Source organism: Kiloniella laminariae, assembly GCF_027214005.1.
GTDB lineage: Bacteria > Pseudomonadota > Alphaproteobacteria > Kiloniellales > Kiloniellaceae > Kiloniella > Kiloniella laminariae_A.
In genome coordinates, this window is record NZ_JAPWGY010000005.1 from 90,135 (window position 1) to 113,623 (window position 23,489).

General features: G+C 49.9%; 19 protein-coding genes and 2 tRNA genes. 16 read left to right on the forward strand and 5 right to left on the reverse strand.

Going from position 1 to position 23,489, the window contains the following annotated elements; translation table 11 throughout:
• Positions 1-73: 73 nt before the first annotated feature.
• Positions 74-2,065, reverse strand: a complete 1,992-nt coding sequence (gene parE / locus O4H49_RS14370) for a DNA topoisomerase IV subunit B (RefSeq protein WP_269424138.1) — start codon at positions 2,063-2,065, stop codon at positions 74-76.
• Positions 2,066-2,491: 426 nt separating this feature from the next.
• Between parE and O4H49_RS14375 the strand changes: the two genes are divergently transcribed.
• Positions 2,492-2,881 carry a hypothetical protein gene (locus O4H49_RS14375; protein ID WP_269424139.1) on the forward strand — a complete coding sequence of 130 codons (390 nt, stop codon included), beginning with the start codon at positions 2,492-2,494 and terminating at the stop codon, positions 2,879-2,881.
• Between the two features lie 387 nt (positions 2,882-3,268).
• Positions 3,269-3,433, forward strand: coding sequence for a hypothetical protein (locus O4H49_RS14380; protein ID WP_020593633.1), 165 nt, complete (start codon positions 3,269-3,271; stop codon positions 3,431-3,433).
• A gap of 270 nt (positions 3,434-3,703) precedes the next feature.
• On the opposite strand, the gene O4H49_RS14385 is transcribed toward O4H49_RS14380, so the two are convergent.
• On the reverse strand, positions 3,704-3,901 hold the full coding sequence (locus O4H49_RS14385) for a hypothetical protein (protein ID WP_269424140.1): 198 nt from the start codon (positions 3,899-3,901) through the stop codon (positions 3,704-3,706).
• An 801-nt stretch (positions 3,902-4,702) separates the two neighbouring features.
• Between O4H49_RS14385 and O4H49_RS14390 the strand changes: the two genes are divergently transcribed.
• Both O4H49_RS14390 and O4H49_RS14395 read left to right on the forward strand, forming a co-directional pair.
• Positions 4,703-5,116 carry a FecR family protein gene (locus O4H49_RS14390; protein WP_269424141.1) on the forward strand — a complete coding sequence of 138 codons (414 nt, stop codon included), beginning with the start codon at positions 4,703-4,705 and terminating at the stop codon, positions 5,114-5,116.
• A gap of 21 nt (positions 5,117-5,137) precedes the next feature.
• A complete protein-coding gene (locus O4H49_RS14395; protein WP_269424142.1) occupies positions 5,138-5,746 on the forward strand; it encodes an OmpA family protein in 609 nt (202 codons plus the stop codon).
• A 36-nt stretch (positions 5,747-5,782) separates the two neighbouring features.
• Here the strand turns inward: O4H49_RS14395 and O4H49_RS14400 are convergent, their stop codons facing one another.
• On the reverse strand, positions 5,783-7,867 hold the full coding sequence (locus O4H49_RS14400) for a CHASE2 domain-containing protein (RefSeq protein ID WP_269424143.1): 2,085 nt from the start codon (positions 7,865-7,867) through the stop codon (positions 5,783-5,785).
• Between the two features lie 301 nt (positions 7,868-8,168).
• On the opposite strand from O4H49_RS14400, the gene O4H49_RS14405 reads away from it, so the two are divergent.
• Together O4H49_RS14405 and O4H49_RS14410 are read left to right on the forward strand one after the other, a co-directional pair.
• Positions 8,169-8,795: a response regulator transcription factor gene (locus O4H49_RS14405; RefSeq protein WP_269424144.1), complete on the forward strand. Its 627-nt coding sequence runs from the start codon at positions 8,169-8,171 to the stop codon at positions 8,793-8,795.
• Between the two features lie 492 nt (positions 8,796-9,287).
• On the forward strand, positions 9,288-12,266 hold the full coding sequence (locus tag O4H49_RS14410; protein ID WP_269424145.1) for an NAD(P)-dependent oxidoreductase: 2,979 nt from the start codon (positions 9,288-9,290) through the stop codon (positions 12,264-12,266).
• A 230-nt stretch (positions 12,267-12,496) separates the two neighbouring features.
• On the opposite strand, the gene glnA is transcribed toward O4H49_RS14410, so the two are convergent.
• On the reverse strand, positions 12,497-13,906 hold the full coding sequence (gene glnA, locus O4H49_RS14415; RefSeq protein WP_269424146.1) for a type I glutamate--ammonia ligase: 1,410 nt from the start codon (positions 13,904-13,906) through the stop codon (positions 12,497-12,499).
• A 53-nt stretch (positions 13,907-13,959) separates the two neighbouring features.
• Entirely contained in the window at positions 13,960-14,298 is a 339-nt protein-coding gene (locus tag O4H49_RS14420; RefSeq protein WP_020593643.1) for a P-II family nitrogen regulator, read from the reverse strand.
• A gap of 482 nt (positions 14,299-14,780) precedes the next feature.
• Here O4H49_RS14420 and O4H49_RS14425 point away from each other — a divergent pair.
• The 10 genes from O4H49_RS14425 to clpX all read left to right on the forward strand — a co-directional run bounded on the left by O4H49_RS14425 (position 14,781) and on the right by clpX (position 23,389).
• Positions 14,781-14,857 (forward strand) — tRNA-His (locus tag O4H49_RS14425).
• Positions 14,858-15,051: 194 nt separating this feature from the next.
• Positions 15,052-15,405 (forward strand): PilZ domain-containing protein, encoded by a 354-nt coding sequence (locus O4H49_RS14430; RefSeq protein ID WP_269424147.1) that lies wholly within the window; start codon positions 15,052-15,054, stop codon positions 15,403-15,405.
• Between the two features lie 110 nt (positions 15,406-15,515).
• Positions 15,516-16,493 carry a tetratricopeptide repeat protein gene (locus tag O4H49_RS14435; protein WP_269424148.1) on the forward strand — a complete coding sequence of 326 codons (978 nt, stop codon included), beginning with the start codon at positions 15,516-15,518 and terminating at the stop codon, positions 16,491-16,493.
• 103 nt (positions 16,494-16,596) lie between these two features.
• Positions 16,597-18,066, forward strand: a complete 1,470-nt coding sequence (locus O4H49_RS14440) for an NAD(P)H-hydrate dehydratase (protein WP_269424149.1) — start codon at positions 16,597-16,599, stop codon at positions 18,064-18,066.
• 148 nt (positions 18,067-18,214) lie between these two features.
• Positions 18,215-18,466 carry a hypothetical protein gene (locus O4H49_RS14445; RefSeq protein WP_269424150.1) on the forward strand — a complete coding sequence of 84 codons (252 nt, stop codon included), beginning with the start codon at positions 18,215-18,217 and terminating at the stop codon, positions 18,464-18,466.
• Between the two features lie 170 nt (positions 18,467-18,636).
• The gene (locus tag O4H49_RS14450; RefSeq protein WP_269424151.1) at positions 18,637-19,377 is read left to right on the forward strand and encodes a DUF4197 domain-containing protein; all 741 of its coding nucleotides are present in this window, start codon (positions 18,637-18,639) and stop codon (positions 19,375-19,377) included.
• Between the two features lie 159 nt (positions 19,378-19,536).
• Positions 19,537-19,621 (forward strand) — tRNA-Leu (locus O4H49_RS14455).
• A 106-nt stretch (positions 19,622-19,727) separates the two neighbouring features.
• Positions 19,728-21,155 (forward strand): trigger factor, encoded by a 1,428-nt coding sequence (gene tig / locus O4H49_RS14460; RefSeq protein WP_269424152.1) that lies wholly within the window; start codon positions 19,728-19,730, stop codon positions 21,153-21,155.
• 122 nt (positions 21,156-21,277) lie between these two features.
• Positions 21,278-21,919 (forward strand): ATP-dependent Clp endopeptidase proteolytic subunit ClpP, encoded by a 642-nt coding sequence (gene clpP / locus O4H49_RS14465; RefSeq protein ID WP_269424153.1) that lies wholly within the window; start codon positions 21,278-21,280, stop codon positions 21,917-21,919.
• Positions 21,920-22,123: 204 nt separating this feature from the next.
• Positions 22,124-23,389, forward strand: a complete 1,266-nt coding sequence (clpX, locus tag O4H49_RS14470; protein ID WP_020593651.1) for an ATP-dependent Clp protease ATP-binding subunit ClpX — start codon at positions 22,124-22,126, stop codon at positions 23,387-23,389.
• Positions 23,390-23,489: the final 100 nt, after the last annotated feature.

Below are 23,489 nucleotides of genomic sequence, written 5' to 3' on the forward strand. Positions count from 1 at the left end.
CTCAGAGCCGATACAAAAAAACGGACCAGAGAAGGATATCTCTGGTCCGTTTTCGGTTTGAAATCAGGGGCGTCTAGATATCGATGTTGGAGACGAACCTGGCGTTTTCCTGAATAAAGTTGAAACGCAGTTCCGGCTTTTTGCCCATCAGACAGTTGACCCGGTCGGCGGCGTCGCGCTGGCTTTCTGCCGGGTCAAAGTCATCCTTGTGATGGATGGTCACACGCAGCAGGGTGCGCTTGGCCGGGTCCATGGTGGTTTCCTTGAGCTGGCGCGGTGGCATCTCGCCCAGACCTTTAAAACGGCTGACATCGATCTTGCCCCGTCCGGCGAAATGGGTTTTTTCCAGCCGCTCGCGGTCCTGATCGTCCATGGCATAGACGGTTTTGCTGCCCTGGGTCAGGCGATAGAGCGGTGGCATGGCCAGATAGAGATGGCCGCTTTCAATCAGGCCGGGCATTTCCTGATAGAAGAAGGTCATCAGCAGCGAGGCAATATGCGCGCCGTCGACATCCGCATCGGTCATGATGATAACGCGCTCATAGCGCAGCTTGTCCTTGTCAAACTGGCCTTTGGTGCCACAGCCCAGCGCCTGGATGATGTCGGCGATTTCCTGGTTGGCCTTGATCTTGTCCGCCGTGGCTGAGGCCACGTTGAGGATCTTGCCGCGCAGGGGCAGAATTGCCTGGGTTTTCCGATCGCGGGCCTGTTTGGCTGAGCCACCCGCGGAATCACCCTCGACCAGAAAGATTTCGGTGTCAGTTGACTTGCCACTGCTGCAATCGGCCAGCTTGCCGGGCAGGCGAACCTTGCGCGTCGCGGTCTTGCGGCTGGTTTCCTTGTCCATGCGTCGGCGCAGGCGTTCTTCGGAGCGTTCGATAATCCGCTCCAGCAGGACGCGCGAGCTTTCCGGGTTGCTGGAGAGCCAGAGATCAAAGTGATCCTTGATCGAGGCCTCGACCAGCTTTGCCGCCAGCGGGGTGGCAAGACGGTCCTTGGTCTGTCCCTGGAACTGCGGGTCGCGGATAAAGGTCGAGAGCACGGCAATCGCGCCATTGATCAGGTCATCGGCGGTGATCTGGGCCGCTTTCTTGTTTCCGGTCAGTTCGCCATAAGACTTGAGGCCGCGTAACAACCCGCTGCGCATGCCGCTTTCGTGGCTGCCGCCGTCGTGGGTCGGGATGGTGTTGCAGTAGGAATTGACAAAGCCGTCTTCGTCGCGCGGCCAGCAGATCGCCCATTCGACCCGGCCTTCGTTATCGGGAAAGCTGGCTTCGCCGGCAAAGCTGTCGGCGGTGATCGCCGTACGGCTGCCCAGCTCACCCGTGATGAAGTCCTTCAGGCCGTTGGGAAAGTGTATGGTTTCGTTCGAGGGTGTCTTTGTGCCCTCGACCAGTGCCGGGTCACAGGTCCAGCGGATCTGGACACCGCGATAGAGATAGGCCTTGGATCGTGCCATTTTATACAGGCGGGCCGGGCGGAAATGACTGCCTTCCTCGAAGATCTCTTCATCCGGATGGAAGGTGATGCTGGTGCCGCGACGGTTGTTGGTATTGCCGATCAGCTCCAGCTTGGTCACGGGATGACCGCGGCTGTAGTCCTGTTTGAAGACCTTGCGGTCACGGGCAACCTCCACCGACATGGCATCGGACAGGGCATTGACCACTGAAATCCCGACGCCGTGCAGTCCCCCCGATGTCGCGTAGGCGTTCTGGGTGAACTTGGCCCCGGAATGCAGCGTGGTCAGGATGACTTCGAGCGCGGATTTGTCTTTGTACTTCGGGTGCGGATCAACCGGAATACCGCGGCCGTTGTCGCGGATGGTGATGACGTTATCCGCGGCAAGGTCGATATCGATTCGGGTCGCATGCCCGGCAACCGCTTCATCCATGGAGTTGTCGAGCACCTCGGCGGCAAGGTGATGCATGGCGCGTTCATCGTTGCCGCCGATATACATACCGGGGCGATGGCGAACGGGCTCTAGTCCTTCGAGGACCTCGATATCCTTGGCTGAGTATTCAACGGGGGAATCGGTCTGTGGGGCGGATTGAAATAGGTCTGACATAGGGCGCATTATGTGGTGGCGAGAAAAGGAAGGCAAGATGCTCTTGTGGGGGATAGATCATTTATTCTGCCAGAAGGGTGGCATCGATAACCAGGTCGCTATCCGGGAGGGGAGAGCCAGATTCCTGACCAGGTGCCCGCCTACATTTTGGCCCCGATTCCTGTTTCTGTACCCCTCTCTATCCCCCCCTTATATTCTGGTTATATTCTAGTTGTATTTTGGAGCCCAATCCAGGACAGATCCCGGCAGTTTGAGGTGGGGCCGCTGGTCTTTGCTACCTGTCTTCCTCCGTTTTTTTGAGCGGTTTGCGCAAAGGCATGATTATTACAAGATGATCCCGGTTTGACCTCTGGCATCAGGCAGGTAGTGTTGTCAGGTCATCAGAGCTGGATAAGCCAGCGGACTGAGGGGAAAAAGGAGAGTAGATTGAACCGCCGGAACCTGATTGTTTTTACTGCTTCTCTGTTGTCTTCTTTTATCTTTGCCCCGGTACTTCCCATAACCGCTATGGCAGGAGAAGCGGATGTGCTGTCTGTTGAAGCTGTAAAAGAGAAGGGAGGCAGCTGGCGATTCAATGTTTCTGTGCGACATGATGACACAGGCTGGGACCACTATGCAGACAAATGGGAAATAGTTTCACCAGAGGGCTTGGTTCTTGGCACACGTGTGCTACACCATCCTCATGAGAACGAGCAACCCTTTACCCGCTCTCTGTCTGGCGTGGTTTTACCCCAAGGGGTCACGCAGGTAATTGTTCGTGCGCATGACAAGGTCCATGGCCTTGGTGGCATTGAGAAAATTGTTGTTCTGGAATAAAATCCTGTGCCCGGATTGAAAAAGACATGGCAGATATAACAGGACTGCAGTTGATTTTTTTTCCAACATCCCTTATTTAATAGTTGTGCATTGCACAAAGCGCCTTTGGTGTGTCTCCGTTCCGTATTGATCTGCATGCTGTTTTTGTGGTCTACTGTCGGAATCGCTACAATCACTGACGCAGCCGGATATGTAACCGAAAAGGATTTCTAGTCACATCCTCTTCGGTTTTACACGTCGCTGCTCTGTCGGAGTTGTGTATCGTTTGTGTTGGCTCTTGATAGGGCCTGGAGGCTGTTTCTTCTTCGGAAGGAATGAGAATTGTGTCTGTATGACCCTGACGACAATTCGTAGAGGCGTAAGTTGCCGGATCCTACGGAGGGATGAATGAGCGATCAGTCCAATACAAAGCCGGTTTCTGACCGGGTGTATGAAAAAAAGAAGCGTAACTGCCTGAAGTGCCGGGAAAAATTCGTGAGCGAATGGCCTGGTGAGCGCATTTGCAAAACCTGCAAGTCCTCGACAGCTTGGCGCGAGGGTATTGCTGCTTAAGCTATAGCTGCCTGAGTCTTGATTGCAAGACAGCGGGCATACAACAAAGGCGCGGCTCTTTTAGACCGCGCTTTTGTTGTATCTAACATCTGGATCTTATATTCCCACCTTGTTCACCCCCTAATCTGGCTGGTGGTTTTCCTGATACCTTCACGGAGGCTGGAGGGATTTCATATAAGTCTTCTCAGGCAGAGGTGGTTGTACGGACGATTTTTTGCGGGATAATCGTATCGGATAAATAACCAGGCAGTCTTTCTCGCCCCCTGTTTTTTAAACCAGAATATCAACCCGACTGCCACGCCCATCTGAAGGTGGAGGCAGGAGTTTTTTTGTGCTGTTCGACGATTTGTCTGTGGCCTGTATTTCCAGTACCGTCTCTTTTGCAGCCTTGAAAGCCAGTCCCCTGTTCGGCGGGGGCTCTGGGGTAATCAATGTTCCCGTCCTAGTGTAAAGAGGGGGGATATACATCAGGTGATCCCGGCGCAAGTATGGTTAATAAAATATTAACTCTAAAGCCAATAACACTGATTTACACGTAAGTCTTTAAAATTATTTCAGTGAGTAGCGTTATAGGTGTTTTTTCTTGAGGCAACGGTTTCTTTGAACATGCCCAGGGTTATCTCCCAGGGTTATCTGTGGGGTGTCGACCCTGAAGCAGAGACCAGCCAAAGCCACTTTTCCCATATATTTCGGCTGCTATTTTGGTAATTTTTACACTTTTTGCCGCAAAGTGCAGGCAGGAGTATACGCCAAATCGATATATTTGGAAATATTCTGATAATCATTGCTAAAATCCCTTATTCTCCTGACGTCTGGATCAGGCAGGACGGATTTTTGCCAGTAAACCAGCCAATACACCAACCAGTAAACCTTGCAGGAAAATCTGTATTCTTCCCATCGAACTGGAACAGAATATCTCTTCAACAGGTAATCACTGGAGTTGTAGTTAAAAAAATAAACAATTGATCTAATTGATATAACCGAACAGAAAATCGATCTCTTCTGTTGTAAAGCCTTCTCCCTGTTTGGTATCACTATAATCCAGTTTGTTGTCGCGATCCTGTTGATGGTGCAATCAGAAGAAGAAATTTGACATATTTTAGACTATCGTAGACGACTGTACTCAAAACCCGAGGTTCTGATACTATGATCTTATCGTGTATGTTATCCAGGGTGTTGTCAGTGACATCCTCTGTAAAATCTTCCGCGATAGCTTCCCGGAAAATACAGATATCCTGTTCTTTTCTTTTCGCTTTGATTTTGGCAAACATGTTTTGCTTTTCAGTACGCGCGGAAGAGAGCCCGATCGCTTACGTCAAGGTGGTCAACGGTACCTGCATTGCAATACAGCAAGGTGAAGAACGGCCTCTTAACCTCGGAGATCCTCTGTTCAAAGCAGATATACTGAAAACCAGTAAAGAGTCCTCTTTGGGGGTTTCCTTCCGAGACAATACCCTGATTTCCCTTGGTAGCAGCAGTCAGCTGAGATTGGAAAATTTCGAGTTCGATCCGGATAATAATCAACTGGCTTTTGCTGTTGAGTTGTTTGAAGGAACCTTGCTCTACATTTCCGGGTTGATCGCCAAGTTGACCAAAAAACCCGAGGAAGAGTTGAGGATCACCACGCCAGCAGGAACAGTGACTGTCCGCGGGACAAGACTGTTCATCAACGCAGAGCAATAACGGACAAGGAAGAGGCTTACGATGTTAGATAAACCCCTTATCAGGTTCCTGTTTCCCCTGTCATTGTTATTGTTGGCAGCCTGTTCGGCCCCTCGTGGGAACTATGTTATCCTCTTGGCTGAAGAAGACGGGACTGTCGGGCAAGCCAGTGTCAGCAATGCCCAGGGAGAAGCCACACTTGTGGCGGCCAATTCTGTGGTCGAAGTTCCCCGTCAAAAAGCACCAAAGAAGGCGCGAGAGCTCAAAGCGGAGACCGTGGCAAAGCTGACTGCGGAAACCGAAGCGGCGCAGCCTCCCAAACCTCTGAACTTCATTTTCTTTTTTGGCTTTGATAGCACAGAACTTACCGGAGATTCTGATGTGATCTTTACCCGGGTTCTGGAAAACATCAAAACGCGTGAGACGGTGGATATAAGTCTGATCGGGCATACCGATTCAACCGGTTCAATTGAGTATAACCGTGAGCTTGGCTTGAAGCGGGCAGATACGTTGCGTCAGAAGCTGGTTGATAATGGGATTCCTTCTTCTTTGATCGATATCAAATCTCTTGGTGAAGACAGTCCGCTTGCGGCTGACGAAGGGCTTGACCAGCGGGCTTTGAACCGTCGGGTCGTAATGGTTCTGAGATAAAAACACATCGTGCCAAAATACAGTGGGGAAAAGTGATCAGCTTTTTTCCTGATCGAGGGGGAGGGTGAAGAGAAAGACGGCTCCCCTTTTATCTTTCTGATCCACTTCATTGTTCTTTTCCACCCAGAGTGACCCGCCAAGAGCCTCGATGATTGAGCGGCAAATCGAGAGTCCCAGACCCATCCCGTGCATCTTGGTGGTATAGAAGGGTTTGAAAAGGTTCTTTATTTCAGCCTTGCTCAGGCCAGGTCCTGTGTCTCTGATGGAAACCAGGATCATGTCGTTTTCTGTCAGACTTGTTCGAACGGTTATATTCCCCTGTTGACCACTTTCCATAATGGCCTGCATGGCATTACGGATCAGATTCATCACGACCTGGTGCAACTGGATTTCGTTTGCGCTGGCTGCAGGAAGTTCAGGGGTTCTTTCGAAATACAGTGTCACCAGATCACTGCTTCCGACATCACGAATGAGCTCAATCTCTTCCTGGATAATCTGGTTGATATCAACGGCCCTGACTGTCGTGCTGCCGGTTTCGGCGACTTCTCTGATGCTCTTGAGAATGTCGTTGCCCCGGTGGGCTTGAGCCAGAATTTTTTCGAGCACTGTTTTAAGCAATTCCGGTTTTAGTGTTTCTGGATCAGCTTGAGCATTTTCAAGAAGTCTTTTGGCAGTGTTTGTGTAATTGCAAATCGCTGCCATAGGCTGGTTCATCTCATGCGCAATTGAGGAGGAGAGTTTCTGGACGGAACTTTTACCAATGGTGTGCATGAGTTCATTTTGCAGCCGACGAATACGGGATTCCTTTTCGCGTTCGCGTTTGGCGGCTTCGAGAGCATCAAAGTGCCGTTGGCGCTGTTCCGTAATGAACCCTGACGTGGCTGATACGAGAAACATTACCAGGATAAGTAAAAAGGGCAGTGTCGGGTCAATGAGGAAGCCGTGAAAATAAAATCCGCCCCAGGAAAGCAATACCGTCGTCCAGCCAAGAACGGCGAAGGTGACTGTCAGTTCCAGTGCACTGTAACGCAGGGCAATAAAAATCAATGAAAGACCGATCACAAGGAACAATCCCAGTTCAATTGCCATAACGGCTGGCGTGCTGACGAGCAGGGAATTGGTCAGAATGCTGTCGAGAGCCTGAGCGTGAAAAGACAGGCCGGACAGATTTTCGCCGGTAGGAGAGAGTGTATAATCGGCAATGCCCACTGCCGTCACGCCAAGCAGAACAATCTTGTCCGAAAAGAGGTTGTCCGCTGTTTCTCCAGCGAGAACCTGCCAGGCTGAAACATGTTGGATGTTGCTGTTTGGCGTAAAATGGATCCAGGCATGGCCATGTTGATCTGTTGGAATGTTGTAGGGGCCAATCCTGACTTTTTTAACCTCGGATTCTGTCATAAGGGTTTCCCCGAATACAGTCCCGGAGGCAACGCGAAGTATTTCTGTTTCAAATGAGGGGATCAGGCTGTGATTGATGTTATAGAGCAGTGGAATTTTCCGGATCAGCCCATCCTGGTCTGGAGCTAGGTTGGAGATCCCCTGGCCCGTAGCGGCTTCGTCCAGAAGAGGGATATTGCGCAGGAGATTACTGACTGCCGGGAGTACTCTTCGACCATCTTTGCCAATCATGACCATTTTGTTCAGGTTGGGAGAGGGGATGTTACTTTCCGGACCAAATCCTGCAGCCAGGCTGAGAACAACCGGATGCCCTGTAATGCTGATTGCTAATTTCTGATCATTGGAAGGGACGAGAGCCAGTTGCTGTTTCAAATTATCTGGCAGGTGCTGATTTGAAAGGGCGATTTGTTCCGGTGAACTTCTGTCCGCTTCGGGAAAGAGGATGTCTATCCCCAAAGCTTTCGGTTTCTGCCTGATGATCTGCTCAATCAGTTCTGTCAGGAGATCTCTGGGCCAGGGCCACTGCCCGAGGGTCATCAGACTTTTTTCATCGATCTGTACCAGAACGATCTGATCAGAAGTTGTTTGTCTGGGGCTGATTTGCTGATAGCTGTCGAGGATATTCAGGCGCAAGAGTTGCAATGGCCAGGGATCATAAAAGCGGACAAAGACCGTCGTCATGACGATAAGAACCAGAAAGCGGCTCAATGTCAGATGTCGCATTAGGAACGCAAGAGCTGGGTTGTTCTTCCTCATGAGATTGAACTGAAATACCTTTTGATCTACCTTGTCATGTGCTTAGTACCATGCAACGTTTTCATGTGTTGTATAGCAGAGTAAATAGAAGCAACACATTCTTGTACACAGGTTTCGTTGGCTGCAGGAAGCCCTGTATGATCAAGCCCTTTGGCAGGTCGGGAGTATTTCCCGTCATCTGAATGGCCCGGTTATTTGATCCACCCGGTTGTTTGAGTTACCCGGTTGTTTGATTTACAGGGCAATGTGAAATGTAAAAGGTTGATAGATGTATATATACATTGTTGATGACGATGATGCTGTACGTGAATCTACGCAGATGCTTCTACAATCTTCGGGATTAGGGGCCGCGACCAGCACCTTTTCTTCCGGTGAGGAATTTCTTGCCGAAGATCTTTTGGCGACATCGGGATGTGTCTTGCTGGATATCCGTATGCCGGGGATGAACGGGGTCGAGGTGCTCAAAAAAATTCGCGAGGCCAACAGCAGTCTTTCTGTTGTAATGATTTCCGGACATGGTGATATCCCCAAAGCCGTCGAAACAATGAAGGCGGGGGCTTTCGGTTTTGTTGAAAAACCTTTCTCGGATACGGAAATCATTTCTGTGGTCTCTGAGGCTTTACAGGATAGCCTGAGCCATGAAAAAGAAGCTAACCAGCGTCAGAATGCCGAGGAAATTCTGGCAAAGCTGACACCGCGAGAAACCGAGGTGCTTAAAAAACTGGTTCAGGGACTGCAGAACAAGATCATTGCCTATGAACTGAGCATCAGTACCCGTACAGTTGAGGTTCACCGGGCCAGAATAATGGAAAAGCTTGAAGCGAGGAGCCTGCCTGATCTTGTGCGACTTTATTTTACTGCCGGTCTTGATACCGAGACCTTGTCACAGGGTTAAAATGTCTTGATCCTCTGTGGAACAAGAAGATTGCCTGATAAAATTTCAAGGTGAAGATCAAGACTTTCTGTCGCCTGCTAACAAGCTGAAAATAGAGCGACATCAAGTCTGGTCTTGCATTATTTGTTTGCAGATTGCTGATCTGAATAGCCCGGTTGCTCTGTCGTGGTTGTGGCCAAAATATGGGTGAAACACCCAGAACTGCGCCATTTTTAAGAGGGCTTGGTCGTATTTGCCACATTAGGCTGCGCTTTCAGCGACATCCGGCGTGCGACTGGGAAGTATATATATTCATTGAACAGCCTGGATAGAGGCATCGGGATTACCCAGGTTTTTCTGCAGCTGAAATGTTGTCGAAAAAGAACCTAGATCTCGATTGATTTCAATAGCGGATCAGGTGTTTTGTTTCTTGGATTAGGAACAGAACAAGGGGTCTTATATACCTACAGGCCACACCACAAAAGCCAATGAAAATACAGGGGAACTAAAGCCATGCCTACGATTGATGACCTTAAGGCCCAACGCGCAGCGTCAATGGTAATTACAGCGAACGGAGCACCCAAAAGGACATCGAACCAGTTCTTTGGTGTAGGGCCGATTACAGACATGACCTCTGATGAGGTAGATGGTCGCCGTCTGCGTTTTCAGTTCGACAGTTGGCTGGAAAGCAACTACGCCAAGGTTGATGATCGCGGCAATCGTATCGGCAGTTTCACCACTTCGGAAATTGGTCGCAGCATGCACCGGGGATACCCTGCCGACAAGGTGTTGCTGGACATGGCCCGTGAAATTCATCGCTATTTCGAATTCCCGAAGAAAAACAAGATGGCTATTGGCCTGGGGGGCGGCCACAGCGGTTTTACGGTTTCCATTCTGCATTTGATGAATGCCAATGACGAGAGCCAGCGGTTGTATGTTGATACGCCTCGTCCTGAATCCGAAGAAGCCAAAGCTGGTGGGTTTTTCCGTCAGTCCTGGGGATCCCAGATCCTCGAGTTGCAGCAGTTCGCAGCAAAAGGCGATGTAAATCGTATCAGCTTTAGCGATGGCGAGGGCTCTATTCCGACAGCTGACGAACTGGTGGCGCTGGGGACCAAGATTTTTGTCGGTGTTGGTCATGAGACCACGGGGGCGACGACTTACAAAGAATCCGAAATTAAAAACCTGCTCGAATGGATTGATCGCAATCCGGCAGAACATCATGCAATCATCGACAGTACTTCCATGCTGGGCGCCATGCCCTGGGCTGAAGAGGTTGTTTCCGCTGTTCTTGACAAGTGCTGTATGTTCATGCCGTTCCAGAAGGCAATCGGTGGGATTTCCGGCTATTTCATTGCATCCTATACCCCGCAAGCAATGGCATTGATCGATGCGAACCAGAAAGATCCTTCCTGGGCCATTCCACGTCAGTTGAAGATCGCTGTTCCCAAGGATGCCAGACATCCTTTGAGCAGTGAGAAAACCTTTGCTCTCGGACCCGTATATGATCCGGCCGAGCACAAGATGTTGGGAGGTATTATCAATACCTATTCCACGCTTGCTTTTGCCGAGACAACATTCGGGCTGCTCCGGGCCGAAAAATCAATTGGTTCTGTCCGGGAAATGAACAAACGCTCTATTGAAAACCGGAAAAAGATCAATGAGTGGATTGATAACAATCCAACATTGGAGCTCGGTGTCGCTGATCCGGATAACCGCGGGGCTGCGGTTACATTGCTCAAGGTCACTGAAGGCAATACGGCTGATCCGGAGCTGCACGCCCGAATCATTGCCCGTTCCAAGCAGATACTTGGATATGAAGGCCTGACACACCCTAATGGTGAGCATGAAAAAGGTCTTGATGTTGCGCGCTATGTGAATGCTTTTCCGGGAACACCGGGTGATTATCGTGCCTGGATTGGCGGAATTCGCCCTGCGGCTGATGTTGTGGCGCTGCTCGAGAACCTTGAGTATGCCTATCACCGGGCCAAGATCGTTGTTCTGGAAGAGATTCTTGCCGAGCAGGGCGTGACTTTCGAAGCCGCTGCCGCAACCAGTGCCAATGTCAAAGTGCGTCAGGATGATCCGGACAAGGCCTATAAAGTGCTCGTTGCGGATCTGGTCGGATTGAAATTCGATGCTCAAGGCAAGCCGGATCACTCTGAAGTGCGTCGGTATATCGAAGCCAAAGGCGGTGTGTTTCATGAGGGACCTATTGCCCCTGATGCCAAGCTTGAATCTGGCAAAATTCACTTCTCTTATCAGCCAGACCTGAGCAGGGAAGAAGAACTGCTGCCACAGACTGACAAGGGGCAGTATGATGCAACGATCGTTGCAGCGACTTTCCTGCCAAAAGCGTCTGTTTTCAAGCATGGTGGTGTGCGTATCGGCGCAGGTACAGGCAATATGGGATCTGATTCCTGGGGCGGTGGTAACGGTGTCGGCGGTGAGGCACCTTTGATGAACACACCGAGCTTTAACAGTCGGGCGACAGCCCAGATGGCGATGAAGGCCCTGTTGAAAGTGATGCCTGATCTGCCTGTGAACGAAATGCACAAGCTGGTTATTGCGGGTGATTTCGATACCGGTAAGGATCTTTGCAAGTTCCCGACAGAGAAGCTTGAAGGCAAGCGTCTGGCTGTGATTGGCTATGGTAATATCGGGCGTGAGCTTGCGCATCTGGGCAAGGCTTTTGGTATGGAAGTGGCAATTCATGCCCGTCCACACCACAAAGCCTGGATTGAATCAGAAGGCTTTATCTATGCGGAAACTGCAGAAGAAGCCGCCAAGGGAGCGGATGTTCTCAGCCCGCATACAGGGCTTGGCGCTTTAAATGCTGCAACTGGCAAATTTGCCAATGACAGTCTGGTCGGAGAATCTGTTCTCTCGATGCTCAATGACGGGGCTGTCATCGTGAACTATGACCGCGGTGAAGTGATTAATGTACCTGCACTTGATGCGGCCCTGACTTCCGGCAAGGTTCGTTACGCTGCGATTGATGCAGATCTGTTCAAAAATGCAGAAAATGGTAGCCTGAGCGGGCCAATGGTTCCATATCTTGATCTGGTTGAACGCCATGGGGACAAGCTTGAGCTCCTGCCGCATGCCGCAGCGGATACTGAACACATGTCCCGTGTCCAGGGAGCAAAACAGGCTGTTGATCAGATTTTTGATGTGATCCAGTTCAAGTCTGTAATGAACCTCAAGGGTGATCTGCCAGCAGGCTATAGTGATGCCGGGGCAACAACGGTGAACGGGGTTGGTAAAGTTACGCCAAATGCTCTTGTTGCTGTTGCCGCTGATGATGAGGCCGCCGCAGAACTTCGCAAGCTGACCGAAGACATGGTTGCAATCTGGGGTGCCTTGTCTGTAACCAAGGATGCTGATCGTCGTCAGGATCTGGTCGAGCGCTATGGTGCCCAGCTAACCCTGAGCAGCAACCGCTACATCACGCTGGTTGAAAAGCTCGGGCTCAAAGGACCGTATGGCTAATTACTTCTCAAGGAAGCCTGGCTCCCTTGTCTGCCTGAATAAAAAGGGGTTGGCCTTGATAGGGCCAACCCCTTGTTTTGTGGTTGGCAGAAGTCGCCTGTACAAGGGGAGTGCTCGACAACAGAAAAAAGCCCCCCGAACGCTTCGGGGGGCTTTATAGTTTCTTGATACTCTGGTTTCTGTGCCTTGCAGGGGTGTTACAGAAACCGAAAGTAATCAGTCAAACAGTCTTAAGCGCTGTAATACATATCGAATTCGATCGGGTGTGGCGCCATTTCAAAGCGCTGTACTTCGTGCCATTTCAGGTTGATGTAGGCATCAATCTGGTCTTTGGAGAAGACATCGCCGGCCAAAAGGAACTCGTGATCAGCTTCGAGAGCTTCGAGAGCTTCGCGCAGAGAACCGCAAACAGTTGGAATGTCCTTGAGTTCTTCTGCCGGGAGATCATAGAGATCTTTGTCCATGGCTTCGCCCGGGTGGATCTTGTTGCGGATACCGTCCAGGCCAGCCATCAGCAGGGAAGAGAAGGCCAGATACGGGTTGGCTACGGGATCAGGGAAACGCACTTCAACACGTTTGGTTTTTGGGTTCGAACCGTGTGGAATACGACAGGAAGCAGACCGGTTTCTTGCTGAATAGGCCAGCAGAACAGGAGCTTCAAACCCGGGAACCAGACGCTTGTAGCTGTTTGTTGAAGGGTTGGTGAAGGCGTTCAGGGCCTTGGCATGTTTGATAACGCCGCCAATGTAATAGAGGCAGGTTTCAGAAAGACCGGCATAGCCTTCGCCAGCAAACATTGCCTTGCCGTCTTTCCAGATCGATTGGTGACAGTGCATGCCTGAGCCGTTATCGCCGGAGATCGGCTTTGGCATAAAGGTTGCGGTCTTGCCATAGGCGTGGGCAACGTTGTGAACCACATATTTGTAGATCTGCATTTCGTCAGCGGCGCGCACAAGCGTATTGAACTTCACACCAAGTTCGTGCTGAGAAGGAGCAACTTCGTGGTGGTGTTTTTCAGCAGTAACGCCCATGGCTTTCAGGACAGTAACCATTTCTGCACGCAAGTCGATCCCTGTATCTACAGGGCCTACTGGAACATAGCCGCCTTTGACGCGCGGGCGGTGACCACAATTGCCACCATCCTGCTCTGCACGGTTCATGTGTGGTGACTCTTCGTCATCCAGCTTGAAGAAACTGTGATGGCTGTTGGTGTCGAACTGAACGTTATCGAAAACAAAGAATTCGGCTTCCGGGCCAAAATATACAGTATCACCAATGCCGGTTGACTGCAGATAGGCTTCTGCACGAACAGCAGTTGCGCGAGGATCACGGTTGTAAAGCTGGCCTGAATCGGGCTCGTACACAGTACAGGTAAGAATGATCTGTGCCTGTGCAGAGAAAGGATCCATCACGGCGGAGGTAAGGTCAGGCTTGATGATCATGTCTGATTCGTTGATCGCTCTCCAGCCTTCGATGGAGGAACCGTCGAACAGGATCCCTTCATCCAGTTCATCTTCGCCAACAGCGGATGCACACATGGTCATGTGGTGCCATTTACCGCGTGGGTCAGTAAACCGGTAATCAACAAACTCGACTTCGTTTTCCTTGATCATGTCAAGGACGCTCTGCACGTCAGACATAAACTCTTTCCTTTGTTTTGATAGGTATTTTTTTGATGATTCAGGAGGCAGGATCAGATGGCATCTCTGCCGCGTTCCCCTGTCCGGATACGGATGGCTTCGTCAATTGTGCTGACGAAAATCTTGCCGTCACCGATACGACCTGTCTGTGCAGCCTGTTGGATGGCTTCTGTGGCACGTTCTGCAAGTTCGTCTTCGATAACGATTTCAACTTTGACCTTTGGAAGAAAGTCGACAACATATTCGGCACCGCGATAGAGTTCTGTGTGGCCTTTCTGTCGTCCAAAACCTTTGGCTTCGGTTACGGTGATCCCTTTGATTCCGACTTCATGAAGAGCTTCCTTCACTTCATCGAGTTTAAAGGGTTTAATGATCGCTTCGATCTTTTTCATCTGTCCGAATGCTCCAGCAGCAAGAGGGGGTGGCTCTTTCGTCCATTTCTATTTTGTACATAGTACTGCAGGATGTATGCCAACTTTTCTTTTCCGGAAATTATCAGCTTTATAAGCCTGTTACGCGCCGGGTGCTTAAAAAATAGACATAATATGTAGAATAAATAGGCGGTATGATTATTTTTGTGCAGAAGACACGGGTTGGCTCGATCGTCATCAGCTGATCAAGGTTGGGTCGTTCTGTTAAAGACAGGTCAGGATTCGAATAGCAGCTCATTGACGTTATGTTTTGGGTCTTGAAGGGTTTTGTGGTTCATCATCAAGCGGGCCTGGGTTTTCGATTCTTTCTGGCTGATCTCTATTGGAAAAAGCCAGTAATCAAGAATTTTAAAACTGGAGCGCAGTTGTGCTTGACGCCTTTGTCTGTTGTGTATAAAACGCGCTCATCAGCCGAACTTGTTTCGGTGAGCAATGATCTTATGGTGGCTGTAGCTCAGTTGGTTAGAGCACCGGTTTGTGGTACCGGGGGTCGGGGGTTCAAGTCCCCTCAGCCACCCCATGATTTCTAAAAAACGCGGCAGCCTCAGGCGCCGCGTTTTTTTGTATCAGATATCCCGTTTCCCTGTTTTATTGCGGGGTTTTATGGTGGTCGTCAGAATTGGCAGATTGCCTGACGGTTCTGGTTAACGACTATTTAGTCAGTTTCGATTTATCCTGCTGGGGATCAATATCGTTTTGAAAAGGCTAAGGGTAATGGAAAACAACGGGCTTTCAGCCGAAGAACGTCGAATGGCTCCCCGGTTTCCTGCTTCTGATCCCATCTCTTTGAAAGTGGTCGACCGGGAAGGGAAGGTGGTCATTACGACGATCGCTGACCTTTCTTTTGGCGGGTTCTGCCTCAAGAGTAATGATGAATTTGCCGAAGTTGGTGAGCAGGTAACCCTGACCCATTCGATCGCTGGAGAATTCAAGGGAGAGGTTATGTGGCACAGAGGGGATCAGATCGGCGTGCGTGTGATCATGTCTTCCGGCGATCGAGAGAAGCTTCTGCAGTACACTTGCCTTGCGCTATATCCTGACAAGGATATTCCGGCACAGATTAAATAAGCCGATTGTAGATTAAAACCGGCTGTAGATTAAATAAGGCCTTGGTTGAGCCATATTGTTTCTGCATATAAACTCTGATGAAGCAGTTCGTTTTATCAGAGTATGAAGCAATGAAACAGGCCCTTTTAGGCATCGCATCAGCATGCGGTATTATTCTCTTTACCTTTTCTTCGGCCATGTCTGATGAATATTTGAAGGGGGTAGGTGCTTACGAAAGTGGTGACTTGTCTGCGGCGACCGCCTATTGGCTGCCCTTGGCTGAGGCGGGAGATGCCCGTGCGCAGTACAGCCTGGGGAAGCTTTTTGAAACTGAGGGAGCGGATGTGACGCCGCACTATCAGGAAGCGATCCACTGGTATCAAAAGGCAGCGGATCAGAATGTTGTGGCTGCCTTGAATAATCTGGGGCGGCTTTATGCCCAGGGGAAGGGGCTTGCTCCAAGTCAAGAAAAGGCGGTTGAATACTGGCAAAAAGCTGCGCAGGCTGATCATGCCATGGCGCAATATAATCTGGGGTTGGCCTATTTACGGGGCGAGGGAGTTCCGCGGAATTTAACCCAGGCAGTATTCTGGTTCCACCAGTCTGCGAACGGCAATGAATCTGGCGCCCAGTTTGCCCTCGGTGAGGTGTACAGACTGGGAATAACTGTTCCTCCTGATCAGAAACAGGCGGAGAAATGGTATCAGCTTGCTCTTGAATCCGGGGATTCCAGGGCAAAGCAGATGCTTGACCGTCTGGCGCTGGTAGACAAGATAAAACCCAAAGAAAAAAATCTGCCTGCTCTACAGGATGGCGGCGAAAAGCTTACTGTCTTGCAGCGAGAATCTGAAACAACTGTTTCAGTGGCTGGGGCTGATACCGCTTTGGATGATGCAGCCGCTAAGGTATTGTCAGGCAGTCCTGCTGTAAGCCCTGGCCACTCTACCGCATCGGATCAGCCTGCCATGACGATTACGGAGAAGATGGCCGGGGAGCAGGAGATTGCCTCTCTGGACGAGATGGCGCCTATTCCTTTGCGCAATCCTCGCCGATACGGGGGGAACGATCGTGATGTTGCAGCAAAACCAAAGCCAAATCCCCGTCGATAGAATATGATAGAGATCCAGGGCTTGTATTCCGTGGCGCATGATACACGCATTATAGTTTCCCGACCGTAATATAGTTCTCCTACCGTAATCAGGAACCTTGAAAATGAGCTGGAACAAAACACCGCTTCTTTCTGTGGAGGAAATGTATCTTGCGGATCGTTTTGCGATTCAGGGCGGAGTTTCTGGAAGGACGCTGATGGAACGGGCCGGGGCAGCAGTGGCAGAGGTTGTGCAGTCCTGCCGCTGCGAGGGGCAGGTTCTTGTATTATGTGGTCCTGGCAATAACGGTGGAGACGGTTTTGTCGCAGCCAGGCTTCTTAAAGAAAGTGGCCGGGAGGTGAAGCTATTTCTGTCGATTGAGCAGGAGAAGTTGAGCGGCGATGCATCTTTTATGGCTGAGCGTTGGTCTGGGAGCATTCTTTATTCTCTGAGCCAGCAGGATTTTAATGAAAGTGCGTTGGTTGTTGATGCCTTGTTCGGTGCAGGGTTGTCGCGACCTTTGGAAAAACGATTCCGTGATTTTGCTGCCTGGTCGGTTGGCAAAGAAGTCGTCTCGGTTGATATGCCAAGCGGCATTAGCGGAGATACAGGGCAAGTGATTGGTGCGGGTGCATTTGTGGCCTCCAGGACGGTGACATTCTTCAGAAAAAAAACCGGACATCTGCTTTTTCCAGCAAGAGCACATTGTGGTGAGATGATCCTGGCTGATATCGGGATAGATAAAAGCTGCCTTGATACCCTGGAGCCGAAAGTGGCCGAGAACTCTCCAGCTCTATGGCAGCGGGTATTGCCGGACGTCAGTTTTGATAAGCATAAATATCATTTCGGGCATGCGGTAATCTATGGGGGTGAGATGTCCGGTGCAGCACGCCTTGCTGCTTTGGCAGCGCTCCGTGTGGGAGCCGGGCTTGTCACGGTCTCCTGTCCTTTGGCAGACAGGCAGATTTATGCCCTGACCTCTCCAAGTCTGATTGTTGAGGGGAGGGAGCAAAGTGGCGCGCTGGAAACGCTTTTGATGGATAAGCGGAAAAATGCGGTTCTTGTCGGGCCAGGGGCCGGAAGTTCAGGAGAGGTTATTGCCGAAGTGCGTTCTTCTGCTGCCGATCCGGATCGGGCTGTCGTGCTGGACGCTGATGCCTTGAGCATTTTTTCAGAAGATCCTGACGAATTATTTGCGCTTTGCCACAGTAAAACAGTTCTTACTCCACATGATGGTGAGTTCAGAAAGCTTTTCCCGGATCTGAAGCAGAGTAGAATCGAAAACATTCGAACTGCAGCCCGGCGAGCAGGCTGTATTGTTGTGCTCAAGGGGGCGGACAGTCTGATTGCGGCACCAGACGGACGTCTGGTGATCAACACTAATGCCCCCTTCTGGCTGGCAAAAGGGGGAACCGGTGATGTTCTGGCGGGAATGGTTTGCGGATTACTGGCCCAGGGGGTGCCTGCATTCGAGGCTGCTGCTGCCGCTGTCTGGTTTCATGGTGAGGCCGCCAAATTTGCCGGCAGGGGGATGCTCGCAGAAGATCTGGTTTTTGCCATAAAAGAAGTATCTGCCGGATTTTTTAATAAATAATACTTCTTATTGTCTCGTGTTAGTTGTGGTTTGTATTAATAGAAAAATTCCCAAGTATTTGATCTTTCTATTTACTTTTAATTAATTGCTTTCTGTCATTCTTGGTGCAACGTTTTGATGAAGTGTGTTTGTTGCTACAGGTAAAGTCATGTCATTTATAGATAGCATCCGTAAGGTAAGGCGTAATTCTGACGAGGTAAAAGTCGGTGGAAGTTACCGTTATATTGGTCCTCATCGGGTCATCGAGACGGCAAAGGTCTTGAAGGTTCAAGTGGATACCTTTGGTATACCCCATGTGCATTTCTCCATTTCTGTGGACGGGGACCATCTGACCGGCTTTGAGGATTACCGGACACTTGGAATATCAAGTTTCTCCGAGCGCTATCGCCAGGCCGTTTAAGTCAGCCTTCAATCCTATCCTCTCTTGCTTGAATCGGTGCGAGAAAGCCACCCCATACCCGGGAAACCTCTGTTTTTAACAGATACCTTTCGCTTGTTGTGGAAAGTCGCTATCCCTCCTGAACAAAGAGGGGTGTCTGATCCTCTCATGTTGACTATCAGGAGGGGTTCATGCTGCGTGGATTTATACTTTTTCCGTTTTTCTCTTTACTGACATTTCAGATCGCCCTGGCGCAGGGAAATCTTCTTGATCAGGGGCTTAAGCTTTTCACTGGGGATACAGGGGCAGAACAGAGTGGGGCAAAACTTTCCTCTGAAAAAGTATCATCTGGTCTCAAAGAAGCATTGCGTATCGGTTCCGGGAAAGTTGTCGACCAGATCAGTCAGGTCGGTGGTTATACTGCAGACCCTGCTATTCACATTCCTCTTCCTCAAAATCTTCAGACCGTCAAAACGGCTTTGCAGGCTATTGGGCAAGGCGCAATGGCTGATGAACTTGAAGCCAAGCTCAATCAGGGGGCGGAAAAGGCAGCCCTTGAGGCTCAGTCTCTTTTTGTTGAAGCGATTTCAGCAATGACGATGGAAGATGTTCAGCGCATTTACGAAGGGGAAAAGGATGCAGCAACCCGGTATTTTCAGCAAAAAATGACACCGTTACTTACTGAGAAATTCAAGCCGGTTGTCAGTGAAAGTCTGGTCGACGTAGGGGCCCTAAAGACTTACAACGCAATGATTTCGGATTATAAAACTATTCCTTTTGTACCGGACATTACCGATGATTTGACTGACTATACAGTGGGAAAGGCTCTTGAAGGGTTGTTTTATTACCTGGCAAAAGAGGAAGAGCAGATTCGCCAGAATCCGGCGGCCAGAACAACGGAGCTGTTGCAGGAAGTCTTTGGTCAGAACTGACGGCTACATTTGATATTCCTGTTAACATACTGATAAATATAGATATCGAATTGAATTTCTTTTCTTGAGGCCAGTAATCAGAAAAAAATGTCTGAAAACTGAAAAGTCTTGGTTGCGCAGTCTGCGGGGATGTATTAAACCCCCAAAATCGAAAAGAGCGCGGGTGTGGCGGAATTGGTAGACGCACCAGATTTAGGTTCTGGCGCCGAGAGGCGTGGAGGTTCAAGTCCTCTCTCCCGCACCATTCGAAAATTATTGTTAAGACCCTGGAAGGCCAGCGCTGCCCGGGCAGCTTGCTTTTGCGCCTTTCAGGTTATTGCCATGAATATTATGAAAGGCGTCGCCGGCAAATGCAGGTAACTGAGACTAACGCGGACAATCTGAAACGCGAATTCACGGTGGTCGTACCCGCCACGGACATCGACGCAAAAATCGATAGCCGTCTGGTTGAGTTGAGCTCACAAGTTAAGCTCCCTGGGTTCCGTCCAGGTAAAGTACCCATGACAATGCTCAAACAGCGTTACGGGAAATCCGTAATGGGTGAAGTGCTTGAAGCACTGGTGAATGAAACTTCCCAGAATATTATTTCCGAGCGCAGCCTGCGTCCAGCAATGCAGCCAAAAATCGAAGTGACTTCCTTCGATGAAGGAAAAGATCTTGAGTACACAATCGCTTTCGAGATCATTCCTGATGTTGAGCCAATGGATTTCTCGACACTGAAGTTGGAAAAAATCTCTGTTGAGGTTCCTGCGTCTGAAGTTGATGAGGCGCTGGAGCGGATCGCAGCAAACCACAAGACTACCGTGGCCCTTAAGCGCAAACGCAAGGCGCGCGAAGGCGACATTGTTACCATTGATTTCAAGGGAACTGTCGGTGGTGAAGCACTTCCTGGCATGGCTGGGGATGATTTCAAGCTTGAGCTTGGTTCCGGCCAGTTCATTCCCGGTTTTGAAGACCAGGTTGTCGGTGCGAACGTCGATGATGACGTGACTGTTAATGTGACCTTCCCAGAGGGTTATGGTAACGAAAAACTGTCTGGTAAAGACGCGATTTTCGAAGTGAAGGTCAAGGATATCGAAGAAACAGCTGCTGCTGAAATCGATGATGCCCTTGCCGAAAAGCTTGGCGAAGAAAACCTTGAGAAGCTCAAAGCCCGTGTTGCCGAGCAGATTAAAGGTGAATATGACCGCGTAGCACATTCCCGTCTGAAGCGTGATTTGCTCGACAAGCTTGCTGAAAGCCATGATTTTGGCGTTCCTGAATCAATGGTTGAGTCTGAATTTGAAGGCATCTGGCGCCAGATTGAATCCGACAAGGATCAGGGCAAGCTTGATGAAGAAGATGCTGCCAAATCAGATGACGAGTTGAAGGCAGAATATCAGGCGATTGCCGTTCGTCGTGTGCGCCTTGGTCTGTTGTTGTCCGAAGTTGGCACAAAGAACCAGATTGAAGTGACGCAGGATGAGCTGAACTCTGCACTGCTGCAGGAAGCCCGTAACTATCCTGGTCAAGAGCAGGCTGTCTTTGAATTCTATCAGAAGAACCCACAGGCAATTGCCAATCTGCGTGCTCCTGTCTTTGAAGACAAGGTTGTCAATTACATTGTAGATCTCGCCAAGGTAACCGAGAAATCAATGTCTCCTGACGAGCTGCGCAAGGCCTTTGAAGCTGAAGGTGTTTCGACTTCAGAAGAAAAACCTGCAAAGAAAGCAGCGGCAAAAAAAGCTCCGGCTAAAAAGCCTGCTGCGAAGAAAGCCAAGGCTGACGCGGAAGCATAAGAATTCTGCTTTTGAAAGCTAACGTGTTTGTATGGGTTGTGCGAATCTATCGCGCAACCCATATTACTTTCTGAGACATAGAGTTAAGTTGTCCAAGACACGCGTATTTCTAAGAGGAAGCCATGAGTGATCCCCGCGATATATTTATGAATACACTTGTCCCCATGGTCGTTGAGCAAACGAGCAGAGGGGAACGTTCTTACGATATTTACTCCCGGCTTCTAAAAGAGCGTATTATTTTTCTGACTGGTCAGGTTCATGATCAGGTAGCGAGTCTGATTTGCGCTCAGTTGCTGTTTCTGGAGTCCGAGAACCCCAAAAAAGATATTTCCTTCTACATCAACTCTCCCGGTGGCGTTGTGACGGCTGGCTTGGCCATGTATGACACGATGCAGTACATCAAGCCGCAGGTGTCGACCGTTTGTGTCGGTCAGGCCGCTTCTGCTGGTTCTCTTCTGCTGATGGCCGGGGCCAAGGGCAAACGTTTTGCCCTGCCAAACGCCAAAGTGATGATCCATCAGCCATCTGGCGGCTTCCAGGGGCAGGCAACAGATATTGAGATCCATGCCAAGGAAATCATCAAGACGCGATCCCGTCTGAATGACCTGTACGCCAAACACACAGGACAGCCGATTGAGAAAATCGAGGCTGGTATGGAGCGTGATAACTTCATGTCTCCGGAAGAAGCTTTGGCATTCGGTCTGATTGATGAGGTGGTTTCACACCGGAAGGCTGATGTGGAGAGTGAAGGTTCTTCATCCTGATAAGTGCGGATCCGATACGCAGCATGGTGAATTCCCTCTTGGGAAGAGTTCATTAACGAAGGTTTGTTATCCTTTGGGAAAGAAGGCGAATGTGAAGGGTTTTAATCCGAAATTTGCTTTGATTATGGACAATTTACCATTGTGTGGGTCGGATCTGTCTGTCAACATACCCTTGTTGGGAATTGATTTCGAGGCTCAAACGTAATGTCAAAATCGAGCGGTAACGACTCGAAAAATACTCTCTACTGTTCCTTCTGTGGCAAGAGCCAGCATGAAGTTCGCAAGCTTATTGCGGGACCCACCGTCTTTATTTGTGACGAGTGTGTCGAACTTTGTATGGATATCATTCGTGAAGAACATAAATCATCACTGGTAAAATCAGGTGACGGCGTGCCGTCGCCTCAGGATATCTGTGATGTGTTAAATGATTATGTCATTGGTCAGACGCACGCCAAAAAAGTTCTCTCGGTCGCGGTGCATAACCACTACAAGCGACTGGCGCACGGGAATAAAACTGGCGATGTGGAACTGGCAAAGTCAAACATCATGCTGGTTGGTCCGACGGGTTGCGGTAAAACGCTTTTGGCCCAGACGCTTGCCCGTATTCTTGATGTGCCCTTTACCATGGCAGATGCAACGACCCTGACAGAAGCAGGTTATGTTGGAGAAGATGTTGAAAACATTATTCTCAAGCTGCTGCAGTCTGCGGATTATAATGTTGAACGTGCCCAAAGGGGTATTGTTTACATTGACGAGGTCGACAAGATCAGCAGGAAGTCTGATAACCCTTCGATTACCCGGGATGTTTCGGGGGAAGGTGTCCAGCAGGCGCTTCTGAAGATTATGGAAGGGACTGTTGCCTCTGTTCCTCCTCAGGGGGGGCGCAAGCATCCGCAACAGGAGTTTCTCCAGGTCGACACCACGAACATTCTCTTTATCTGTGGTGGAGCCTTTGCAGGTCTCGACAAGATTATCTCGACACGCGGCAAGGGATCGTCAATTGGATTTGGTGCTGATGTTCAGGGACCTGACGAGCGTCGTATGGGCGATATCCTGCGGGAAATCGAGCCGGAAGATCTGCTCAAGTTCGGGTTGATCCCCGAGTTTGTCGGAAGGTTGCCTGTTGTTGCTACTCTGGAAGATCTGGATGCTGATGCTCTGATCGAAATTCTCTCTCAGCCAAAGAACGCGCTGGTCAAGCAGTACAAGCGCCTCTTTGAAATGGAGAATGTAAATCTTAGCTTCTCGGATGGGGCTTTGCTCGAGATTGCAAAGAAGGCAATCGATCGGAAAACCGGAGCACGCGGACTGCGCTCGATCATGGAAAGTATCCTTCTCGATACGATGTATGAGCTCCCTGGTTTGAAGGGCGTCGAGGAAATCGTCATTAATAGTGAGGTTGTTGTGGGTAAAGCCAAGCCGCTTCACATCTATGGCGACAGCAAGGAAGATACCGGAACAGATTCCTGATTTGTCTTCATGGGTGCCGTTCGTCGGGACTTGAAGATAAAGGAAGGTTTCATATCTATCATTTGTTTTGTTTTATTGGGGGGTGATTGTTTCATCCCCC